The organism is Archangium violaceum Cb vi76, assembly GCF_000733295.1.
Lineage (GTDB): Bacteria > Myxococcota > Myxococcia > Myxococcales > Myxococcaceae > Archangium > Archangium violaceum.
Genome location: NZ_JPMI01000431.1, coordinates 1 through 16,250 on the forward strand (window position 1 = coordinate 1; position 16,250 = coordinate 16,250).

The window sequence follows — 16,250 nt, forward strand, 5'->3', positions numbered from 1 at the left end:
GCGCATCCCTTGCACGCTTGCGCCGTCCAGGTGCCGCTCGTGCACTTCAGCAGGTTGTCCGGCTGGCCCACGGCGCACTGTCCCTGTCCTTCCACGGAGCGTGGGCAGGCCTGGCCAGCCGTGGCGCGGCTGAAGTCACATGCGACGCGGTCGTTGTTCGCGATGCAGCCCGTCGTACCGCTGCAGGGGATGGCGCGGAGGACGCTGCTCTCGCAGAAGAGGGCCTCGGTGTTGCTGGCGCAGACGCCGGAGCCGTCCGGGCTGCAGGCATCTCCGGCTTCCGGAGAACTGCAGGCGACGAGGGACAGGGCGGCGAGCGCGACAACGAGGAGTTGCTTCATGGGTGCTCCTGGCGAGGGTTGGACTGCGCCGCGCACCGTAGCCGCCCGAAGCGGCGCCCGACGTACTCCGGCGGTGGTATTGACGCCACCCGCCCACCAGTCAACAGCGCCCGCCACCGGATGACTACGGGCTGCCCGCGTCGACGCTGACCGGCGGAGCTCGCGCCTGCCCCAGCGGTAACAGGCACTGCCCGTTGTAGCCCACCGTCTGCGGCGGGCAGTCCGGTGGGCGCGCCTGCACCGGCAACCAGCAAACGCCGGAGGCCTCGACCTCATACCGCTGGTCGCACGGAGCGCGCTTCTGGCCCTTCAGCGGCGTTGGACCCTGACCAGGTCGAGGCGGCCCGGCGTCTGCTCCGAGGTCTACCGGCCAGAGGTGGAGTCCCGAGGTGTCTCCATCGATGTCAGCACCGGCGAGGGGCAGTTGCTCCGCGCGGAGCTCGCCCCGGGAGCCTCGAGGCAGCAATTGGAGCGGCACCACAGCAAGTGCCAGCACCGCAACCAGGGCCACGGCTGCACGCGCCACCCGGGCCCACAGGGGCCGCACGTCGCGTCGGTGGACTCTCCGGTTGCGAGGGGGCATGGGCGCACCATACCCCCGCCGTTGGGCAATCTGACGCCGCCACCTGCGGAGCTCGCGCCAGGGCGGCGCGCGTCCTCGAGAAGGCCGACGACCAGGTGCTCGCCAGCCCGGGGGCGGCCCAGCAGCTGGTAGCGCGACGGGGCGCTTCTCACCGAAGGACGCCTCAGCTACCTCCCGCAGCAGCGCCATCCTCCCGAGGCCCCACCAGACGCCAGCGCGGAACGTGCCCGGCGGGGACAGGTGCGGCGGACCGAGCTCGGCGAGCCTGGCTGCCTCGGCTTCGTCTCGAGCACGCTCCGCGGCCTTCTCCTCCTGCACCTGGGCTTCCCACAGCTCCCGGGCCTGGCGGAGGGCCTCCGCGGGGCACTCGTAGCAGCGGAACCAGTGCCCCGAGCCGAAGCGGTGCCCGCTGCACACCCACGCCTCGCACACCCGGCAACGTCGCGAGGCTCGGGTGGTGCACCCATCCTTCTCGCACTGCGCGGACCTGTACCCTGTTCGGTATGTCACAGGCGGCGCCTACTGGAAGACGAAGCTCCCGCACAGGAGCCCGGGGGTAACGGAGGGGTGCCCTCCCCTACCCATAGGGGCGGCGCGCCTCATGGACACAGTCGGTTGTGTGTGCGGGTGAGGCGCATACCTCCGCCGTGGGAGGCGGTGCGATCTGGCCCCTTGCTGCGGGAAAGCCCGGAAACTAGGCTGTCCCTCTGGCAGTCAAAAAAACTGCCCCAGGGGGAGCGGCGCGAACCGCTCACCACCTGGAGCCACGTGACCGGGTCTTGCCACCCAAACCACGTGTTTTCTGTCGGTCTGCGGGCTTGCCCCCTACCAGCGACGGGAACGGCCCCAGGACCCTGAATCCATTGACTCGCGTCTTTCGCCGGGACGCGGTTGTACCGGTCGGGTCTGACAACGCCCCGAGCGGAACTGGTGCGCCTTGCGGCTGAGCGAGTTCGACGGGCTGTTTATACGCTCCGAGGAGACAGAAGACAAGGCGTTATCAGACCCTAAGCCTAGGGAATCACTAGGGATTTCAGGGGTTTCGTCGGCTGCCCAACGGCTGGCCCGAAACCCGCTTGCTGGGTGCCTCTCTCCCCACCTGGCACGTCTTCCGGCGCGCTCGAGCCCCTCCGCTCGCGAGCCTCTCCACGCTCTCTCCTCGCCAGTGACGGCCGGTCTGGCGAGGCCGAACGGCCGGTGTACCTGGTGCTGCCCATTCGCGGCGCCAGGTGCCCGGCCGTTGCTGTTTCCCCTCCGGCCTGGAGCCTCGCCAGTGGCCCCCACACACAGGAAGCGCAAGACAAGCCCTCACGGTCCCCGCATCGAGCCGTTCCTCCGGGACCCCGACGAGTCCCACCTGACGGAGGCTCTTGAGCGGAGCGAGGAACTCGAGGAGGTCCTCGGAGAGGCATTCAAGAGTGCCCTCGACTCGCGGAAGGCCTGGCGCATCAGGAACCTCATCGGCGTTGTCACGGTGCTCCGCCGGGAGCTCGAGGGCATCGCTCCTCGTGCCATGGGAGGCAGCCATGACTGAGCCCCTCTTCACGCTCGAGGAGCGGCTTCTGGTCGCCTACCTGCTCAAGCATGGCCCGCGGACAGCTGCTGATGTGGTCGAGCACTTCGGTGGCGCTGCGTTCGTCGGCCCGGACCGTGCGCCTCTCGATCTCACCGACGCGGACTGCGTCACCGCGCTGCTCGAGACGCTCTGGTTCGAGAACGTGGTCGAACCGTGGCCCGACAACCGGTGGAAGCTGCCGGAGCGCCTCTGGCAGTTGATGGAGCTCGCGAGCGACGTTGGCCACGGAGGTGTGCTGGCGGTTCTCCACGACGCCAAGTCCGCGGCGGAGGTGCGTCACCATGGCTAGGACCCTCCAGCAACTGTGCCAGCTCATGGGCGGCCACAACACCGATGAGCTGAACCCCGGCCGGTGCGGCAAGTGCGGCGCCCAAGTCTCGCGCATGCGGCTGCCCCCCGTTTCGGAGCCCACGTCCGAGCTGCCCCCCCTGCCGGTGTCCGTGACGTTCGCTCCGCTCGAGCAGCTCGAGCGCGGCCTGGCCCAGCTCCGGTGCTCGCGCAGCGGCGGACACGTGCCGAGCCTCCGCGACCCGGCCACCTGCTGCATCTGCGGTGCCTCGCTGGAGGTGGCCCATGGCTGAGAACCTCGAGCAGCTGGTGACGGAGCTCGTCGCGGCCACCAAGGCTGCGGGCGAGCTCGGCGACAGGCTCACTCGCCTCGCCATGGACGCGAGCAACCTCGGCGGGCACCCTTTGGGCGTCACGGTGCTGCAGCAGGCCGAAGCCGCTCAGTATGCGGTGGCGACGACGCTGGGCGTCGCGTTGCTGCGGCTCGAGCAGGCCCGCAAGGGACTGCCCGTGTCGCCCGTCAGTGAGGCCCTCGCGGCCGGCCGCTGCCGGATGTGTCTCGGCGTTCCAACGCGCATCGGCTCACACCACGTTTGGTGTCCGAACGCCGCGCGCGCCACCGACGATGAGGCTTCTCGTGGCTAAGGCAAAGAAACCCAGCGGGGCCTTGTCCCCGTCCGAGGCCCTGGTTCTCGTCTACCTCTGGCTCAACCCCGGGAGCACCGTCTCCGACGTTCGGGTCAACGCTCCCGAGCCTCGGGCCCTGGCCGTGCTACGTGCGCTCAAGGCGCGGCGACTGGTCCAGATCCAGAATCCGCAGAGCAAGCGGATGTGGCGCGTCTGCCGGGCCCCGGGCGAGCTGATGGCCATCGGGGCCCGGGTGCATCGCGAGAGCTTGGCGGCGTTCCGTCACGCGCCGTCGGGGGCGAGGGCCGAAACATGAATACCGGTCCCTCGAAAGACCTCTGGCTCACCGACCCCGCTCGGGCCCGCGAGCTCGAGCGCCAGGCTCAACAGCAGAGCGTCGTCACGCCGGGTGGAACTCCGGCTGCGGGTGACCCTCGGCAGCTCTCCCTTTTTCCGGAGGTGGCTGGCGGGACGTCCGAGCCCTCCACCGACGACGATGGGGGGACTCCATGACACCCACGCAGGAGCGGGCCGCAAGGGCACGTGTTGCGTACACCCACGCTGCGCATGAGTTGCTGGTTGCGACTCAGGCGGAGCTCAAGGCTCTGCACTGGCTGCAGGTCGCCGAGGTCACGTATGGCCCGGCGTCTACGGCAGCCAACCAGGGGCGCGGGGCGTGGAGGGCAGCTGTCGAGGTGCGGGAAAAGGCCACTGTCGACATGCACGCCCGCACCGAGGAGATGGACCAGGCACAGAGCGCCCTTGTGACGGAGGCCCGACGATGAACCGCCTCCGTCGACGGCGCTATGGCGATGGCTGGGCAGACCCGGTGAACCCCGTCCGCGTGACGTGGTTCGCCGTGCTGGTGCTCCTGCACCTGGCTACGACGCTCGTGCTCGAGCTTGTCTTCGCCCACCTGGCGATGACGGGAGACGTGCCGGGAGCGGTCCTCGTGACGCTCGGCGCGGCCCTCAACCTCTGGCACGCCTGGGCCAACGCCCGGGACGTGCTCGAGGAGGTCCGGCGATCATGAGCACCTCCGCCCCCGCGATGTGCCCTCTCTGCTGGCGCATCATCCCCACGTTTGTGCCCCTCGGTGGAGATGGCTCTGTCGTCGTCATGCGCCGGCACCGGTGCGTCGGCGACGAGGCTTCGAGTACTGCGCCCCAGCGTCGAATTGGCGATGGAGCCGCGGCTTCCCAGGACTCGGATAGGTGACGTAGTCCCAACGTGCCCCCTGGCGTCCCGCGGACGCTGGGGGGCCGGCTTGAAGCAGCACCCGGAGTTGTTCGTCTATGGCGTTGGACTGGATACAGGTGGATGTGGGGTTCTCCCGGACGGTTGCCGCCGTCTCAGCAGCCGACATGCTGGGGTTGGACCGCCTCACCTTCCTCGGACACATGCAGGAGCTCCAGGTGTGGGCGGTGCAGGCCTTGCCCACCGGACGCTTCTCGCCCCTGGACGCGTCCGCCGGACGCTCCGAGGACGCTTCGGCGGATGAGACCCGGTGGGCCAGGGCCCTGGAGTTGGGCGCCTTCTGGACGGGCGCTCCGGGCCGCTTCTGGGATGCCCTGCTCCGAGCGGGCATTCTACTCAGGGAGGGTGACAGCGTCCGCCTGACCACGAGCGACCGGTACGTGCAAGCCCTTGAAAAGAGGGCCCGCGAGGCGAAGCGTAAACGGGACGCCCGGGCCAGGGCCAAGGGGGGAGTGTCCGGCGGACGTCCGCCGGACGTCCGGCCACAGATGAGACGAGATGAGATGAGACGAGATTCTTCTACTGCTGCAGCAGGAGGGACCCCACCTGGAACGTCCGCCGGACGTCCGACCCTTGCTCCTCCGGCCCCGTCCGCGGACGCTGCCGCGGACGTCCAGCCGGTACAGAGAGCCCTTCCCGGCGCCCACCTGGTGCCGGCCTCCCCCCGCCGTGATGAGCGTCGCCAGGACGCGCTCGAGGAACTCGGGGCTGGGGGCCCGGGGGTAGGCCTCTCCTCCCCCCCTGTGGAAGGCCCCGCGGCCCCGGCAGAGGCCTTCTTCGCCCGTTGCACCGAGGCCCGTCGGAAGGCGCACCCCCATCTACCGTCGGTGCCCAGCCCCAAGGGGTGGGCGAGTTGGTACGCCCGAGCCATGGTGGATCCGGCCGTCGGCGGGAAGGAAGACCTGCTCTTCCGCGGATGGCTGGCGTACCTGAGCGCCCGGTACCCGGCGGAGAAGTACTCGCCCCCCTACCCGGCCAACGCGTTCACCAACGACGACGTGTGGACAAAGTACGTGGGCATGGCTGCAGCCACCACCCATCAGGAGTCGCCAGAGGCCCCGCCCAGCGTGGACGTGTCCTCGGACGCGGGCCGGGCCTGGGCCAGTGTCCTGGACGTGCTCGAGCGTCGAGGCAAGAAGCACACGCGCGAGCAGCTCGCGTTGATAGGGACGCCCGTCGAGCTGTCGGAGGGGACGCTCGTCATGCAGTGCCGCGACGCGTTCTCCTTCGACTTCGTGGAGACGGTGCGCGGTGCCGTCGACCAGGCCGCAACCGACGTAGGCTTGGCCGTGCTCTGGATGATTGCCGAGCAGCCCACTGCTGCGTCGGCGTAGGCCCCTCTGCCGAGGGGCGGCCGAGCGTGCTGGGCGGGGCATGGGACGCTGGCGCTCGAGCGTTCTGGGCGCGCATGAGTCTGAAGCCTCAGAACCTCCCCCAGTCCCTTGGTGAGTTGCTCGGCGCCGGCCTGGTGGCCCTCGCCGTCCGGGAGTCCTTCCGACGGGCCCGGTGGGACCTGGTCGCCGCAGCTGGAATGACACTGCTCCGCGTCGCCGCGGGCCCGGTGCAGTCAGCAGCTGCCGCGCGGAGGTGGGTGCATTGAGCGGGAGACCGGAGCTGGTGCACCTGTCCGGGTGTCTCGGGACACTCGACTCGTCGTCCGGGGTCGTCCAGGTGGCGAGGCGGCTGGCCGAGGTGGTGATTGCCATGGAGCCCGAGGATGTGCGGGCGGTGACGGCGTTGATGAGCAGGGCCGCAGAGCTCGGCGCAGACGTTCGAAGGCTCGCGGCACTCTATCGGACCGACGTCTCCTCTGACGGCCGCGGTGCACCCTCGAAGGGAGCGGGCACGTGAGCTGGGACCCTCGCCACCGAGGCGGACGAATGCCCCGGAAGTGGAAGAAGCGCGGCGTCCGGACGAAGCGGCAGAGGGCCGTGCTGGCCATAGGCACCGTCGGCATAGCCCTCGTCGTAGGGATGGTGCAGGGCACGATCAGAGACTCCGCCCTACCCCCTTCGCTGCGGTCGCTCTTCGGCTGACGCAGACGCCGTCCAGACGCCGGTCGACGTGGTCGCCGACGCCACTCCGGCGATTTGGGACGCCAGTACGACGGCCGGCCGACGCGTCGGGCCGACACTCGCCGACGCCGCTAAAACGACCGTTTTTGCGGCGAGTTGCCCACCGACCCCCAAGTCCTTGTTTTGACTGGGGACAGAGGGGGCCGTGCCGCCCTACCCTTTTTGCGGTGCGCGGCCATGGCACCTGGTCGACGAGGACCTGGTGGTGCTCGCCGGCGTCGGAGGCCTCGAGGAGGACCTGGTGGTGCTCGAGCACCTGGTCGACGAGGAATTACGACGGCAGCCGCTGCGGCTCGACGCCGGCCGCCGGAGCGTCGGGAGTCGTCGACGCCCGTCGACGTTTGGCCTCGGCGAGGCGTCGATCCAGCGTGTCGACGGAAACCCTCAGCCGTCGGGCGGCCTGCGTCTTCACGCCCTTGCACTCCTGCAGCACCGCCAGGGCCTCGAAGGGGTCGACGGGCTTGGGGCGACGCCCGAGCTTCACACCGTCGTCCTTGAGCTGCTTCAGCCGTCGACGCGTCGCGCGGGAGATCTCCTGGCGTCGGTACTGGGCGAAGGAGAGCCAGACGTTGAGGACCAGCTGGCCGTGGGGCGTCGAAAGGTCCAGGTCGGGTTGGGTAGAGGAGACGACGGCGACGCCGCGTCGGAAGAGCTCGCGGGCGACGAAGCCAGCGTCGAGGAAGTCGCGGCCGAGCCGGGCGACGTCCCAGACGAGCACCGCGGAGAATCGGTTGAGGGCAGCATCGTGGCGGAGCCGCGCCAGCTCCGCCCGCTTCACCGTGGCTCCACTGGCCTTCTCCGCGTAGACGCCAGCCACCTCCCACCGTCGGCGCTCTGCCTCGCGGCGGAGCTCGCGCTCCTGCTGCTCGAGCGTCTGCTCTTCGGTGCTGACTCTCAGGTACAGCGCGACCTTTGGGGCCTTGGCGTCGGTGCTCATCCCCACAGGCTATGCCGCCGGCGCTGCGGCTGCCTCGGGCTGTGGCACCAGCGGGGTGAACCCAGCTCGGGCCTTGTAGATGCGAATGGCCCCGTTCACCCGCACGTGGAGAAGCCTCCCTGCCTTCACCATGCGTCGAATGGTCCAGGTGGACACGCCGAAGTAGACGGCCGTCTCGTCGACGTCCCAGAAGGCTGACTCAGTCACGTCACTCATCGTCGCTCTCCCTCCGGGGGCGGGAAGGAGGGTGCCTACCCAACGCGGCACCAAACGCGCCTAATCCTGCTCACTCCTGCTGACTGCACAGCGTAGCCGAATCGCGGCACTGTCCGTGTCCATGGACGCCGACAGCAAGCCGACCGCCGAGAGCCAGGCCGAACCCATGAAGCCCGAGGAGCCGAGCGACAAGCGCGACGACGCTCCGACGGTGGAGGACGGCCCCGCTGCAGGTGGTGCGGCTGGCCCCGAGGTGTCCCACCCGGAGGCCCCGAAGGACTCGCGTCCCTCGGCCCCTCCGGGCCTCTTTGCCCGCTTCTGGCGGTGGTTCACCACCGACCTGGACGGGCGCTGATCTCCGGGGGCGGAGATTCAGGGCCAGCCGCGCTGGAAGTCATTCCAGGCCCTGCCGGGGGCGTCAACCCCCGGAGCGCGGCACTTCTACGGCCCGGGGCAGTCGCACGGGCCTCTCTGAGGGGAGCGGGCGCCCACGGGCCCCCTCCTGGTGGGCGAGGGCGGCCCGCCGCGACTCCAGCCCACCATCTTCTTCTGCAGGAGACGAACTCATGAAGAGCACCACCCGCGCCCACGTCAGGACGGCCGCCATGCTCGCGACGACGAGCACCTGCTCGGCGTCGGAAGCCCAACAGCCCACGGCGCGCCAGGCCGAGCCCGCTGCGGCGCCCTCTCCGCTCGAGGCTGCCGCTGGCTTCACGGACCTGGTCCGTTTCGGACGCGAGCTTCAGGAGGAGTTGAAGCGCATCCGCGAGGAGTACCCCCCGGCGGCCCCCCTCAAGGCGGAGCTCCTCGAGTTCGGCGAGGGGATGAAGTTCCGCCATGCCGACCACGAGGCCTGGCTCAAATCGCTCGAGCAAAAGATGGAGGAGCTGCAGGCCTGCACGCAGCTTCAGCTTGCGGGGCCTCGCGCCGAGCTCTCCCAGGAGCTGGAGCGCGTGCGCGACGAGTACCCGACGGCCAAGGACGTCGAGGAGGGGCTGACGCGGCTCTTCGGGCACCCCTCCGGCCGTGTGACGCGGCTCGAGGGCCGCGTCGGTGGCATGGACGAACGGATGACGGTGCTCGCCCTCCGGCTGCAGGCGCTCGAGGACGCGAAGCCGACGGCCGCCGCCCCGCGATCGAGCAGCAGCAAGAAGTCGATCGCGAAGTAGTCCCCCCCTGCCGCGGAGAGCCACTCCCATGGCCGACATCCCCTTGTCCAACAACGCCCCCGTCCCAGCTGAGGCCTCGCCAGCGACGAGCTCCCCCACGCCTCCGGCAGGGGGCGAGCCGGCCGCCGGCCCGAAGAAGAAGCCCGTTGACGAGGCGAAGCGTGAGCGGGACGCAGCGGACGCCCAGCTGCGCCGCGAGCTCAAGGCCCTCTCCAAGGAGAAGAACGCCGACAAGATCCGTGCCGCGGCCGCGAAGATGAGGGAGCTCCGCGGCGAGCCCAGCGCCGGCAGCACCGGCCCGGCCGAGACACCCCCAAGCCCGGGGACGCGGCACTGGTGAAGGCAGAGCCCGGCCAGAAGCCTGGCTGGCCCAAGCCGTCCGAAATCGCCGAGCAGGAGGGCATCATGGGCCACCTGTGGGGAGAGGCCCGCTCGAAGCTGCCCGCCCGGTACGCTCAGGCGCTCGAGCTGCGCGTCGAGAAGGGCCAGGTGGTGGGCGCCGAGGGGAAGCTCGAGGAACTCTCCATCACCATCAACCCCGTCATGTCCCTGGCCAAGGGGACCGCGCCCCTTGCGGCGCAGCTCCTTGGGAAGGTCAACGCCATGACGCCGGCAGCCGCCGCGGGCCTCGCCGTGGCGACCGTCTTCGGGCCCGTCTTCATCGCTCACATGGGGGAGCTGTTCTTCGGCTCCCCCTCCCAGCCGGCCGCCATCGGCGAGACGACCGCGCCGACGACGACGGAGGCGAAGGCCTGAGCCATGCGTCTGCCGGAGTCGAAAGTCGGCCCGCTCGAGCCGCGCAAACGCATTGGGTTCACCGGCCTCACCGGTAGCGGAAAGGGCAACCGCGCCAAGGCGCTCATTGCCCGGGAGTGGGACGGTGGCAACGGCTGGCCTACCATCGTCATCGACCCGCACGACGAACACAGCCGCCAGGGCACGCCGCGGCCGGGCGAGGTGGTGCTGGGGTGCCTGCCCACACGCCTCACGTGGGGCGCCTGGCATACGGTTTGGCGAGACATCATCGACGATCCGCGGCTGGGCCTCGCCATCGTCGCCAACGGCGAGCCCGAGGAGACAGCGGAGGAACTCGCGGACCTGGTCAACCTGCTGGAGAGCACCGGCGGCATCTTCCTCGTTATGGACGAGCTCCACCGGTACCAGGAACAGGCCGCGCGCACGCTCAACCGCCTCGCCTTCGAGTCCCGGAAGTGGCGCGTGCCGGTGTGCTTCATCACCCAGAGGATGACGGACATCCCGAAGGGAGCTCGGACGCAGCTCACCGACGTCGACAGCGGGCTGCAGTTGGACGACGACGACGTGGACGCCCTGCGTCGGAGGTGTGGAAAGGAATTCGCCGAGCGGGTCGCGCTCCTCCGCCCCGGCGAGTCGGTTTACTGGAGCGACAGCCATCAGGTCCCGCCGCCGCGGGACGAAAGGAAGCGCAGCAAATGAAGACCGGTCTCGTCATCGTTGGCGCCATCGTCGGTACCCTCGCCGTCCTGGGTGCCGCGAAGAAGTTCGCCCCGGCCATCCACAGCATGGTCGCCTGAAGCACCCACACTCTCTCAGCCTCAGGTCCGCCCCCGGTCCGAGGTAACACGTGAAGAAGGGTAACGTTCTCACCCTCACCACCCCGGGCATCTTCCAGAAGGTCAAGCGCGGTACCTTCGAGCTGCTCAAGGGCAAGTTGATGCCCGTCATGCTGTGCAAGCTGACGGTGCCCATCGCCAACTCCACCGGCGGAGCCGTGGCGCTCTCCGCGGCGCAGCGCAAGACGCTCCTGTCGCTGTTCATCCTCACCCTGACGCACGGGAGGAATGGACACCGCAAGCCCTACAACGCCATCTCCCTGGACAAGATGCGCCAGCTCGGCCGCTTCGCCGTGGGCCAGGACGTGGCCGGGTGGGACAACACCAGCACGGGACTCGCCCGGAGCCTCCCCAACGGCCAGACGACGGCCGTCGAGTTCTGGAGCCTCATCCCCACCGGCATGCTCCACCAGCTGCGCGGCGGCCGGCGGGTGTGGACGGGCGTCGGCCGCTCCCAGGCCAGCACCATCGAGATCGATATGAAGTACAGCTCGGCCGCGGTGGATACGGGTCTCGCCATCTCCGGCAACGTGGTGGCCGAGTACGTTCCGCTCACCCAGTCGGTGAAGGGTGACCGCGCGAGCTACTTCGCCGAGTACATCGAGGTGGAGGAGAAGGACAAGGTGGCCAAGCTCCCGCCCGGCCTTCCCCTTCTCATCACCGAGCTCTCCGCGGCTCACGCGGCCTCGTCCCTGTCCTCCTTCGAGCTGAAGATCGACGAGGAGCTCATCCACGACAACGTCTCGGCCGGCGACGTCCTGGTGGAGCTCGAGGGCGTCAACCCCGAGCTCACGGCGGAGGCCTCCATCACCGATGAGGTGACGGTCCTCTACGCCGTCACCCCTGGCCAGGAGTGGCAGGACCTGCCGACGGGCGCGCCGCGCTTCGAGCAGCTGAAGAAGGACCTGTCCAGCGTGACGCTCGGCTACTACTACGTGCCGATCGTCGAGACGAACAAGGTGCAGGAGGACATCGCCACCTTCGCCAACCTCCGGAACAAGCCGCTGCGCGCGGCGACGGTGGCGGCCATCGAGGGGCTCAACTACCCGGACCGGTTGGCCTTCGCCGAACCCTTCCGACTGCTGGACCAGGACGACATCGAGTTCGAGAAGGTGGCGGGCTACTACGCCACGCCCGGGTCGGACGCGGTGGCCGAGTCGATTCCGCCCACCGCGCTTGCCCGCGCCCGCAACCTGTACAACCAGCACCTGGGCGAGGGTGAAGCGAAGAGCGCCGACGCCATCGTGAAGCAGCTCACCCGGGCCGCCCCTGGTGGCGTACAGAACGCGCGCGGTCTCGGCAAGGGCCTGAGTGGCACCGGCATCCAGATGCGCGGGCTGCTGCTCAAGGCCAAGTAGAGCATGACCCACGGGCGCCGGGCATCCCTGCCTGGCGCCATCTCCTTGCGTCCGCCCCCGGGCCTCTCTCATGAAAGCATGGCACGTCGTGCTCACCCTGGCGGCCGTTGGCCTGCCCGCGGCCGCGTATGCTTCCACGCGCAAAGCGTCGGACGCTGCGCCACCCCCGCCCCAGCCGCCGTCGGCGGTGCCCACGGACCCAGCTCCAGTAGGCTTCGCCGCGACCGAGCCCGAGGGCCCACCCGTCGGCGAGCTCGCGCCGCCCGAGGAGCCTCGCACCGGGGGGGACCTCATCTCCGACGCGGCGAAGCTGCTCGGAGGCGGTGCCGGCGCGATGATTGACCTGGGCCTCAAGAGCCTGGAGCTGCAGGAGCACATCGTCGGCGCGCTCGGCGCCAACGAGGCCACGCAGGACGCGGTCCGTGTCTTCGGCCACGTGGCCTCCGTTGGCTTCGTCGCTCAGCAAGGCTTGGAGAAGCTCGCCGATGCCGTTGGCATCGACAAGGAGCTGAGCAAGGACATCGGCCAGGTGGGCGGCATCGCCGCAGCGGCGGGCCTCGTCTTCGGCGCCCCGGTGGTGGGAGCCGTCGCGGCCGTCAAGGGCGCCGCGGAGCTGGCCAGCGCGGCCATCGGAGCCATCGCCGGCGAGGAGGCCGAGAAGGCAGTGCGTGGCGCGGTTTCCGAGTTCGACCCCTTCAAGAATGGGAGCGCCGCCAACCAGCTGATTGGTGGCATCGGTGACGCCATCTTCGGCGAGCGCCCCAAGGCGCCTCCCCCGCCCCCTCCCCTGCTCACCGAAGCTCAGCTCGAGGCGCGGCGACAGGCCGAGGTGGAAGCCGCGAAGGCCCTCGCCGAGCAGGAGAAGCAGAAGGCCAAGGTCATCGCGAAGAAGCCCACGGGCAAGAAGCTGCCCTCCGACTCCCTGCAGGACTGGTAACCCGCCCGCCCCCGGCAGAGGTGCATTGTGAAACCTGTGGAAGTGGTGCTCATCATCGCTGGCGCCGGGGCTGTCGGCACGGCCGTCTACTTCGTCGCCACCCGGAACAAGGCGCCCGCTTCGGCGCCGGCCCAGCCGGTGTACCAGGCGCCCGTCCCTGTGTACGTCCCGCCGCCCCAGCAGCCCGCGCGCCCGGCCGCTCCGGCCAATCCGCTCAACGACATCGTCAACACCATCGGCGGCATCTTCAACACCGGCAAGTCCATCTTCAGCGGCATCCAGAGCATCTTTGGCTGAGCCCTCCCCCGCCCCCGGTGGAGGCAGCACATGCGCAGTTACAGGACGTACGCGGACGACACGGGCACCATCGACATCGGAGCCACCTGCCGTCGTATCGCCGCCGTGCCGGACCTTCCGGAGGCTGACAGGCTCGCCACCGAGTCGAGCGATGAGGGCGCCAGTGTGCCGGGCGTCTATCCGCTCGAGGTGGTGATGGGAAGTGGGGGGGAGTCGCTCCGACTGATGGGTCCGAGCGTCATCACCTTCGCGTCGGAGCGGCTGGTACGAGAAATCACGGGAGCGCAGGCTCACAGCTGCTGGCGCGTGCGTCTCCTGGACGAAGGGGAGGACTACCAGCACATCCCGGGCGTGCGCGCGCTGTTCCCCATGATGCCGGTGAACCAGTTCACGCTCTTCTCCGGCACCCCGCAGGAGATCATCGACGGCACGGCGCCGGACTGGGAGGGGAATCCGTTCGGCGAGTCGGGCTTCGTTGTCCACCCCTACACCGAGTCGCTCCGGCTCAACTTCCAGACGACAGAGGCGACGTTCGGCCCCGTGACCGTGCAGGTGTGGGCGAAGGGCCCGGAGGCGCTGGACACCTCGGCCTACCCGGGCGCCACGCTGAACAACTACGGCTGGACGCTCTGGGAAAGCTTCAGCATCGGGCGCGACACGACGTTCATTCGTAATGACGTCCCCCACGGCTGCCGCGTGGTGATGACGACGGACGTCCCGACGGCCTTCCCCCACGGCATCAGGCCCACCGTGCGCGCCACCCTGAGGTTCCCGTGACTCCGGCCGCCCAGAAGGCCGCGGCGGACGCCCTGGTGTCCGAGATCCGCGGGAAGTACAGGGAGGGGGCACTGGCGGTGGGCTTCTCCCCAGACAACGTCGCGCAGTTTCTCCTTCTGGGCCCCGCCGCCTTTTTCGTGCCCCAGACGGACGCTCAGCGCCGCCTCGAGGCGGCCCTCAAGTCGCTCGGAGAGCGCATCACCCGCTGGGAGAAGGTGTACCGCTCGTGGGCGGAGCGCGGTCAGCGCGACGACGGCAGCTCGTACACCTGGGACAGGTGGACGCGGTATGCCCGGGAGGACCTCGCGCGGGAGACGAAGGACCTGCTGGGCACCGTCGTCTCCGAGTCCCTCTTCTTCCGCTTCACCGAGGAGGTGGTGGTGAAGACGGCCGCTGACACCGTCGAAGTCGTGGCGACGGTGGCGAACCCTCTCGCGTGGCCCACGTGGGCCAAGGTGACGGCGGGCGCCGCCGGCGTCGTCGTCGTCCTCTTCGTGGTCCGGCCCTACGTCGCCCCTCTCCTCAGGAGTGCCTGAACATGTGCCTCAACATCATCGACATGCGCAGCGCCGCGCGCAGTGCCCGCCGGGCCCTCGTGGACGTGCTGGCCCTCTTCCTCGGCTTCGGACTGGCCGCCGGCGTCGCCACCAGCGGCGGGGAGTGCTGCAGCGCTCCCCGCGCCCACCTCGAGGCCGGGCAGTGAGCGCCCCCGGCCCCACGGCCGCGCGCATGGCGCGGGCGGCCCCGTCTGCAGTTCGCCGGCGTCGGCAGCTGCGTCGCATCACCATCACCGCGCTGGGCGTCGCCCTGGGGGCTTCCTGCCCCTTCTGGCCCGCCGACATGGCGTGGGTGTGCATCGTCGTCCACCGCGTCGCGGAGGCCCTCCATGCCCCGTAACGTCGGCTTCATCCTCCTCGCCGCGGCCGTCGTGGCCGTCGGAGCGTACGTCCTCATGCAACAAGCCGGGCCCATCTCCCTCGAGCAGCTCAAGGCCATCATGCCCCGGGTGCCGGTGGCGAAGGCCTCCGAGTACCTCGGCCACCTCAACGCCGCCATGCGCGAGCGGGAGATTACCTCTCCCAAGCGCGCGGCCGCGTTCCTCGCGCAGTTGGCCCACGAGAGTGGCGAGCTGCGGTACATGGAGGAGATTGCCTCCGGCGCCGCGTACGAGGGCCGGGCAGACCTGGGCAACACCCAGCCCGGCGACGGCAAGCGCTACAAGGGCCGGGGCCCCATCCAGCTGACGGGCCGCGCCAACTACCGCACCGCTGGCAAGGCGCTGGGCGTAGCGCTCGAGGACAACCCCACCCGGGCCGCGGAGCCGGACGTCGCGTTCCGCGTGGCTGCCTGGTACTGGGGCTCCCGAGGCCTCAACAGTCTGGCCGACACCGGAAACTTCCGTGAAATCACCCGCCTCATCAACGGCGGCTACAACGGCATGGCCGACAGAGAGGCCTTCTGGGCCAAGGCCAAGGCCACCCTGGGGGCAGCATGAGCGCCAACGCAGTGGGCAAGGCCGCGGGCAACGTGGCGATGAGCGTCGTCGGTGACATCCGTTTCGCCGTCGTTCTGGCTGTCGGCACCGGCGCCGGCATCTGGTTGGGGCGGTACTGGTGGGAGAAGTGGCAGCAGGGCCTGTTCCACCCCCCGTTCATCGGCCGCAATCCCCACAGCGCGCCCGCGGTGGCTAGTCTCCCCAAGGTGGCGCCGGCGGCGCCGGTCATCACCCCGCCGCCCGGCAAGAGCGTCGTCGGGGCGGTGGCCGGCACGCCCACGCACGCCTCGTCCCCCGTGAGCAGCATCTGGGCGGGCGGCGCCCCGCCGGAGGAGCGCTGAGCCATGTCACCGTTGAGACTGCTCCTCATCGTCGCCGGCGCCGTCTGGGGCGTGCGCCTGGCCAATGACATCGCCGACGCCATCGAGGGCGAGCAGGAGACACCGGCCGGTCCTGGCCAGGCCGCTCGCCGCGTGGAGCTCGAGGAGAAGCGCGAGCTCCTCGAGGCCGAGCTGCAGGGCGTCCGCATCGTCCGCGAGCTCCCGGCCGACGCCGGCACCGCGGAGGAACTCCCCGCCCTTCCCTTCGGGCTCCCCAGGGAGCCGGCCAAGGCCTGAGCGGAAGCGCAGAAGCAACGAGGCCCGCCCCATCAACGGGAGCGGGCCTCTGTGTTTCTGAGTTAGTGGAGCGGCTACGGCTGGCAGACGACGTTGCCGCCCTGTACC

General features: G+C 69.9%; 27 protein-coding genes. 23 read left to right on the top strand and 4 right to left on the bottom strand.

Annotated elements, in window-relative coordinates; all coding sequences use genetic code 11:
- Both Q664_RS51195 and Q664_RS58750 read right to left on the bottom strand, forming a co-directional pair.
- On the bottom strand, positions 1-341 hold a 341-nt coding region (locus Q664_RS51195), incomplete at its 3' end, for a putative periplasmic lipoprotein (protein ID WP_043414907.1).
- 124 nt (positions 342-465) lie between these two features.
- Entirely contained in the window at positions 466-852 is a 387-nt protein-coding gene (locus Q664_RS58750) for a hypothetical protein (RefSeq protein ID WP_152622853.1), read from the bottom strand.
- 1,345 nt (positions 853-2,197) lie between these two features.
- Between Q664_RS58750 and Q664_RS51200 the strand changes: the two genes are divergently transcribed.
- The 8 genes from Q664_RS51200 to Q664_RS51245 all read left to right on the top strand — a co-directional run bounded on the left by Q664_RS51200 (position 2,198) and on the right by Q664_RS51245 (position 6,523).
- A complete protein-coding gene (locus tag Q664_RS51200; protein ID WP_043414908.1) occupies positions 2,198-2,458 on the top strand; it encodes a hypothetical protein in 261 nt (86 codons plus the stop codon).
- A complete protein-coding gene (locus Q664_RS51205; protein ID WP_043414910.1) occupies positions 2,451-2,789 on the top strand; it encodes a hypothetical protein in 339 nt (112 codons plus the stop codon). The genes Q664_RS51200 and Q664_RS51205 overlap by 8 nt, the downstream gene beginning before the upstream one ends.
- Positions 2,782-3,081 carry a hypothetical protein gene (locus Q664_RS51210; RefSeq protein WP_043414912.1) on the top strand — a complete coding sequence of 100 codons (300 nt, stop codon included), beginning with the start codon at positions 2,782-2,784 and terminating at the stop codon, positions 3,079-3,081. Before Q664_RS51205 ends, Q664_RS51210 begins: the two co-directional genes overlap by 8 nt.
- Positions 3,074-3,433, top strand: a complete 360-nt coding sequence (locus tag Q664_RS51215) for a hypothetical protein (protein WP_043414915.1) — start codon at positions 3,074-3,076, stop codon at positions 3,431-3,433. Before Q664_RS51210 ends, Q664_RS51215 begins: the two co-directional genes overlap by 8 nt.
- On the top strand, positions 3,426-3,731 hold the full coding sequence (locus Q664_RS51220; protein WP_043414917.1) for a helix-turn-helix domain-containing protein: 306 nt from the start codon (positions 3,426-3,428) through the stop codon (positions 3,729-3,731). The genes Q664_RS51215 and Q664_RS51220 overlap by 8 nt, the downstream gene beginning before the upstream one ends.
- Before the next feature lie 465 nt (positions 3,732-4,196).
- Complete coding sequence (locus tag Q664_RS51230; RefSeq protein ID WP_043414921.1) at positions 4,197-4,448, top strand: hypothetical protein; 252 nt, start codon at positions 4,197-4,199, stop codon at positions 4,446-4,448.
- Between the two features lie 1,051 nt (positions 4,449-5,499).
- Positions 5,500-6,006 (top strand): hypothetical protein, encoded by a 507-nt coding sequence (locus Q664_RS58755; RefSeq protein ID WP_160174682.1) that lies wholly within the window; start codon positions 5,500-5,502, stop codon positions 6,004-6,006.
- A 262-nt stretch (positions 6,007-6,268) separates the two neighbouring features.
- Positions 6,269-6,523, top strand: coding sequence for a hypothetical protein (locus Q664_RS51245; RefSeq protein WP_043414926.1), 255 nt, complete (start codon positions 6,269-6,271; stop codon positions 6,521-6,523).
- A gap of 495 nt (positions 6,524-7,018) precedes the next feature.
- On the opposite strand, the gene Q664_RS54005 is transcribed toward Q664_RS51245, so the two are convergent.
- Both Q664_RS54005 and Q664_RS51255 read right to left on the bottom strand, forming a co-directional pair.
- Positions 7,019-7,684: a recombinase family protein gene (locus Q664_RS54005; protein ID WP_052519760.1), complete on the bottom strand. Its 666-nt coding sequence runs from the start codon at positions 7,682-7,684 to the stop codon at positions 7,019-7,021.
- 9 nt (positions 7,685-7,693) lie between these two features.
- On the bottom strand, positions 7,694-7,900 hold the full coding sequence (locus tag Q664_RS51255; protein ID WP_043414928.1) for a helix-turn-helix domain-containing protein: 207 nt from the start codon (positions 7,898-7,900) through the stop codon (positions 7,694-7,696).
- Positions 7,901-8,021: 121 nt separating this feature from the next.
- Between Q664_RS51255 and Q664_RS51260 the strand changes: the two genes are divergently transcribed.
- From Q664_RS51260 to Q664_RS51325, 15 genes are all read left to right on the top strand, one after another.
- A complete protein-coding gene (locus tag Q664_RS51260) occupies positions 8,022-8,255 on the top strand; it encodes a hypothetical protein (RefSeq protein ID WP_043414931.1) in 234 nt (77 codons plus the stop codon).
- Positions 8,256-8,466: 211 nt separating this feature from the next.
- Complete coding sequence (locus Q664_RS51265; RefSeq protein WP_043414934.1) at positions 8,467-9,069, top strand: hypothetical protein; 603 nt, start codon at positions 8,467-8,469, stop codon at positions 9,067-9,069.
- Between the two features lie 28 nt (positions 9,070-9,097).
- Positions 9,098-9,409: a hypothetical protein gene (locus tag Q664_RS51270; RefSeq protein ID WP_043414936.1), complete on the top strand. Its 312-nt coding sequence runs from the start codon at positions 9,098-9,100 to the stop codon at positions 9,407-9,409.
- Positions 9,406-9,825 carry a hypothetical protein gene (locus tag Q664_RS51275; RefSeq protein WP_043414939.1) on the top strand — a complete coding sequence of 140 codons (420 nt, stop codon included), beginning with the start codon at positions 9,406-9,408 and terminating at the stop codon, positions 9,823-9,825. Before Q664_RS51270 ends, Q664_RS51275 begins: the two co-directional genes overlap by 4 nt.
- Before the next feature lie 3 nt (positions 9,826-9,828).
- Positions 9,829-10,524 carry an ATP-binding protein gene (locus tag Q664_RS51280; RefSeq protein WP_043414941.1) on the top strand — a complete coding sequence of 232 codons (696 nt, stop codon included), beginning with the start codon at positions 9,829-9,831 and terminating at the stop codon, positions 10,522-10,524.
- A 148-nt stretch (positions 10,525-10,672) separates the two neighbouring features.
- Positions 10,673-12,019, top strand: coding sequence for a hypothetical protein (locus Q664_RS51285; protein WP_043414944.1), 1,347 nt, complete (start codon positions 10,673-10,675; stop codon positions 12,017-12,019).
- A 70-nt stretch (positions 12,020-12,089) separates the two neighbouring features.
- Complete coding sequence (locus tag Q664_RS51290) at positions 12,090-12,956, top strand: hypothetical protein (protein ID WP_152622856.1); 867 nt, start codon at positions 12,090-12,092, stop codon at positions 12,954-12,956.
- 27 nt (positions 12,957-12,983) lie between these two features.
- Entirely contained in the window at positions 12,984-13,253 is a 270-nt protein-coding gene (locus Q664_RS51295) for a hypothetical protein (protein ID WP_152622857.1), read from the top strand.
- A gap of 30 nt (positions 13,254-13,283) precedes the next feature.
- A complete protein-coding gene (locus Q664_RS51300; protein WP_043414952.1) occupies positions 13,284-14,030 on the top strand; it encodes a hypothetical protein in 747 nt (248 codons plus the stop codon).
- Entirely contained in the window at positions 14,027-14,566 is a 540-nt protein-coding gene (locus Q664_RS51305; RefSeq protein WP_043414955.1) for a hypothetical protein, read from the top strand. The genes Q664_RS51300 and Q664_RS51305 overlap by 4 nt, the downstream gene beginning before the upstream one ends.
- A 2-nt stretch (positions 14,567-14,568) precedes the next feature.
- Complete coding sequence (locus tag Q664_RS59860) at positions 14,569-14,733, top strand: hypothetical protein (protein WP_160174683.1); 165 nt, start codon at positions 14,569-14,571, stop codon at positions 14,731-14,733.
- Positions 14,730-14,927, top strand: coding sequence for a hypothetical protein (locus Q664_RS58760; RefSeq protein ID WP_043414958.1), 198 nt, complete (start codon positions 14,730-14,732; stop codon positions 14,925-14,927). Before Q664_RS59860 ends, Q664_RS58760 begins: the two co-directional genes overlap by 4 nt.
- A complete protein-coding gene (locus tag Q664_RS57170) occupies positions 14,917-15,525 on the top strand; it encodes a glycoside hydrolase family 19 protein (RefSeq protein WP_152622858.1) in 609 nt (202 codons plus the stop codon). The genes Q664_RS58760 and Q664_RS57170 overlap by 11 nt, the downstream gene beginning before the upstream one ends.
- Positions 15,522-15,866 carry a hypothetical protein gene (locus Q664_RS51320; protein ID WP_152622859.1) on the top strand — a complete coding sequence of 115 codons (345 nt, stop codon included), beginning with the start codon at positions 15,522-15,524 and terminating at the stop codon, positions 15,864-15,866. The genes Q664_RS57170 and Q664_RS51320 overlap by 4 nt, the downstream gene beginning before the upstream one ends.
- 3 nt (positions 15,867-15,869) lie before the next feature.
- Positions 15,870-16,142: a hypothetical protein gene (locus tag Q664_RS51325; RefSeq protein WP_043414963.1), complete on the top strand. Its 273-nt coding sequence runs from the start codon at positions 15,870-15,872 to the stop codon at positions 16,140-16,142.
- The last annotated feature ends 108 nt before the right edge of the window (positions 16,143-16,250 follow it).

What these genes read in the sequence shown, in the direction of transcription:
- Q664_RS51205 (WP_043414910.1), top strand. Translation starts at nt 2,451, where the DNA reads ATGACTGAGCCCCTCTTCACGCTCGAGGAGCGGCTTCTGGTCGCCTAC.
- Q664_RS51210 (WP_043414912.1), top strand. Translation starts at nt 2,782, where the DNA reads ATGGCTAGGACCCTCCAGCAACTGTGCCAGCTCATGGGCGGCCACAAC.
- Q664_RS51215 (WP_043414915.1), top strand. Translation starts at nt 3,074, where the DNA reads ATGGCTGAGAACCTCGAGCAGCTGGTGACGGAGCTCGTCGCGGCCACC.
- Q664_RS51230 (WP_043414921.1), top strand. Translation starts at nt 4,197, where the DNA reads ATGAACCGCCTCCGTCGACGGCGCTATGGCGATGGCTGGGCAGACCCG.
- Q664_RS54005 (WP_052519760.1), bottom strand. Translation starts at nt 7,684, where the DNA reads ATGAGCACCGACGCCAAGGCCCCAAAGGTCGCGCTGTACCTGAGAGTC.
- Q664_RS51255 (WP_043414928.1), bottom strand. Translation starts at nt 7,900, where the DNA reads ATGAGTGACGTGACTGAGTCAGCCTTCTGGGACGTCGACGAGACGGCC.
- Q664_RS51260 (WP_043414931.1), top strand. Translation starts at nt 8,022, where the DNA reads ATGGACGCCGACAGCAAGCCGACCGCCGAGAGCCAGGCCGAACCCATG.
- Q664_RS51265 (WP_043414934.1), top strand. Translation starts at nt 8,467, where the DNA reads ATGAAGAGCACCACCCGCGCCCACGTCAGGACGGCCGCCATGCTCGCG.
- Q664_RS51270 (WP_043414936.1), top strand. Translation starts at nt 9,098, where the DNA reads ATGGCCGACATCCCCTTGTCCAACAACGCCCCCGTCCCAGCTGAGGCC.
- Q664_RS51280 (WP_043414941.1), top strand. Translation starts at nt 9,829, where the DNA reads ATGCGTCTGCCGGAGTCGAAAGTCGGCCCGCTCGAGCCGCGCAAACGC.
- Q664_RS51290 (WP_152622856.1), top strand. Translation starts at nt 12,090, where the DNA reads ATGAAAGCATGGCACGTCGTGCTCACCCTGGCGGCCGTTGGCCTGCCC.
- Q664_RS51300 (WP_043414952.1), top strand. Translation starts at nt 13,284, where the DNA reads ATGCGCAGTTACAGGACGTACGCGGACGACACGGGCACCATCGACATC.
- Q664_RS59860 (WP_160174683.1), top strand. Translation starts at nt 14,569, where the DNA reads ATGTGCCTCAACATCATCGACATGCGCAGCGCCGCGCGCAGTGCCCGC.
- Q664_RS57170 (WP_152622858.1), top strand. Translation starts at nt 14,917, where the DNA reads ATGCCCCGTAACGTCGGCTTCATCCTCCTCGCCGCGGCCGTCGTGGCC.
- Q664_RS51320 (WP_152622859.1), top strand. Translation starts at nt 15,522, where the DNA reads ATGAGCGCCAACGCAGTGGGCAAGGCCGCGGGCAACGTGGCGATGAGC.
- Q664_RS51325 (WP_043414963.1), top strand. Translation starts at nt 15,870, where the DNA reads ATGTCACCGTTGAGACTGCTCCTCATCGTCGCCGGCGCCGTCTGGGGC.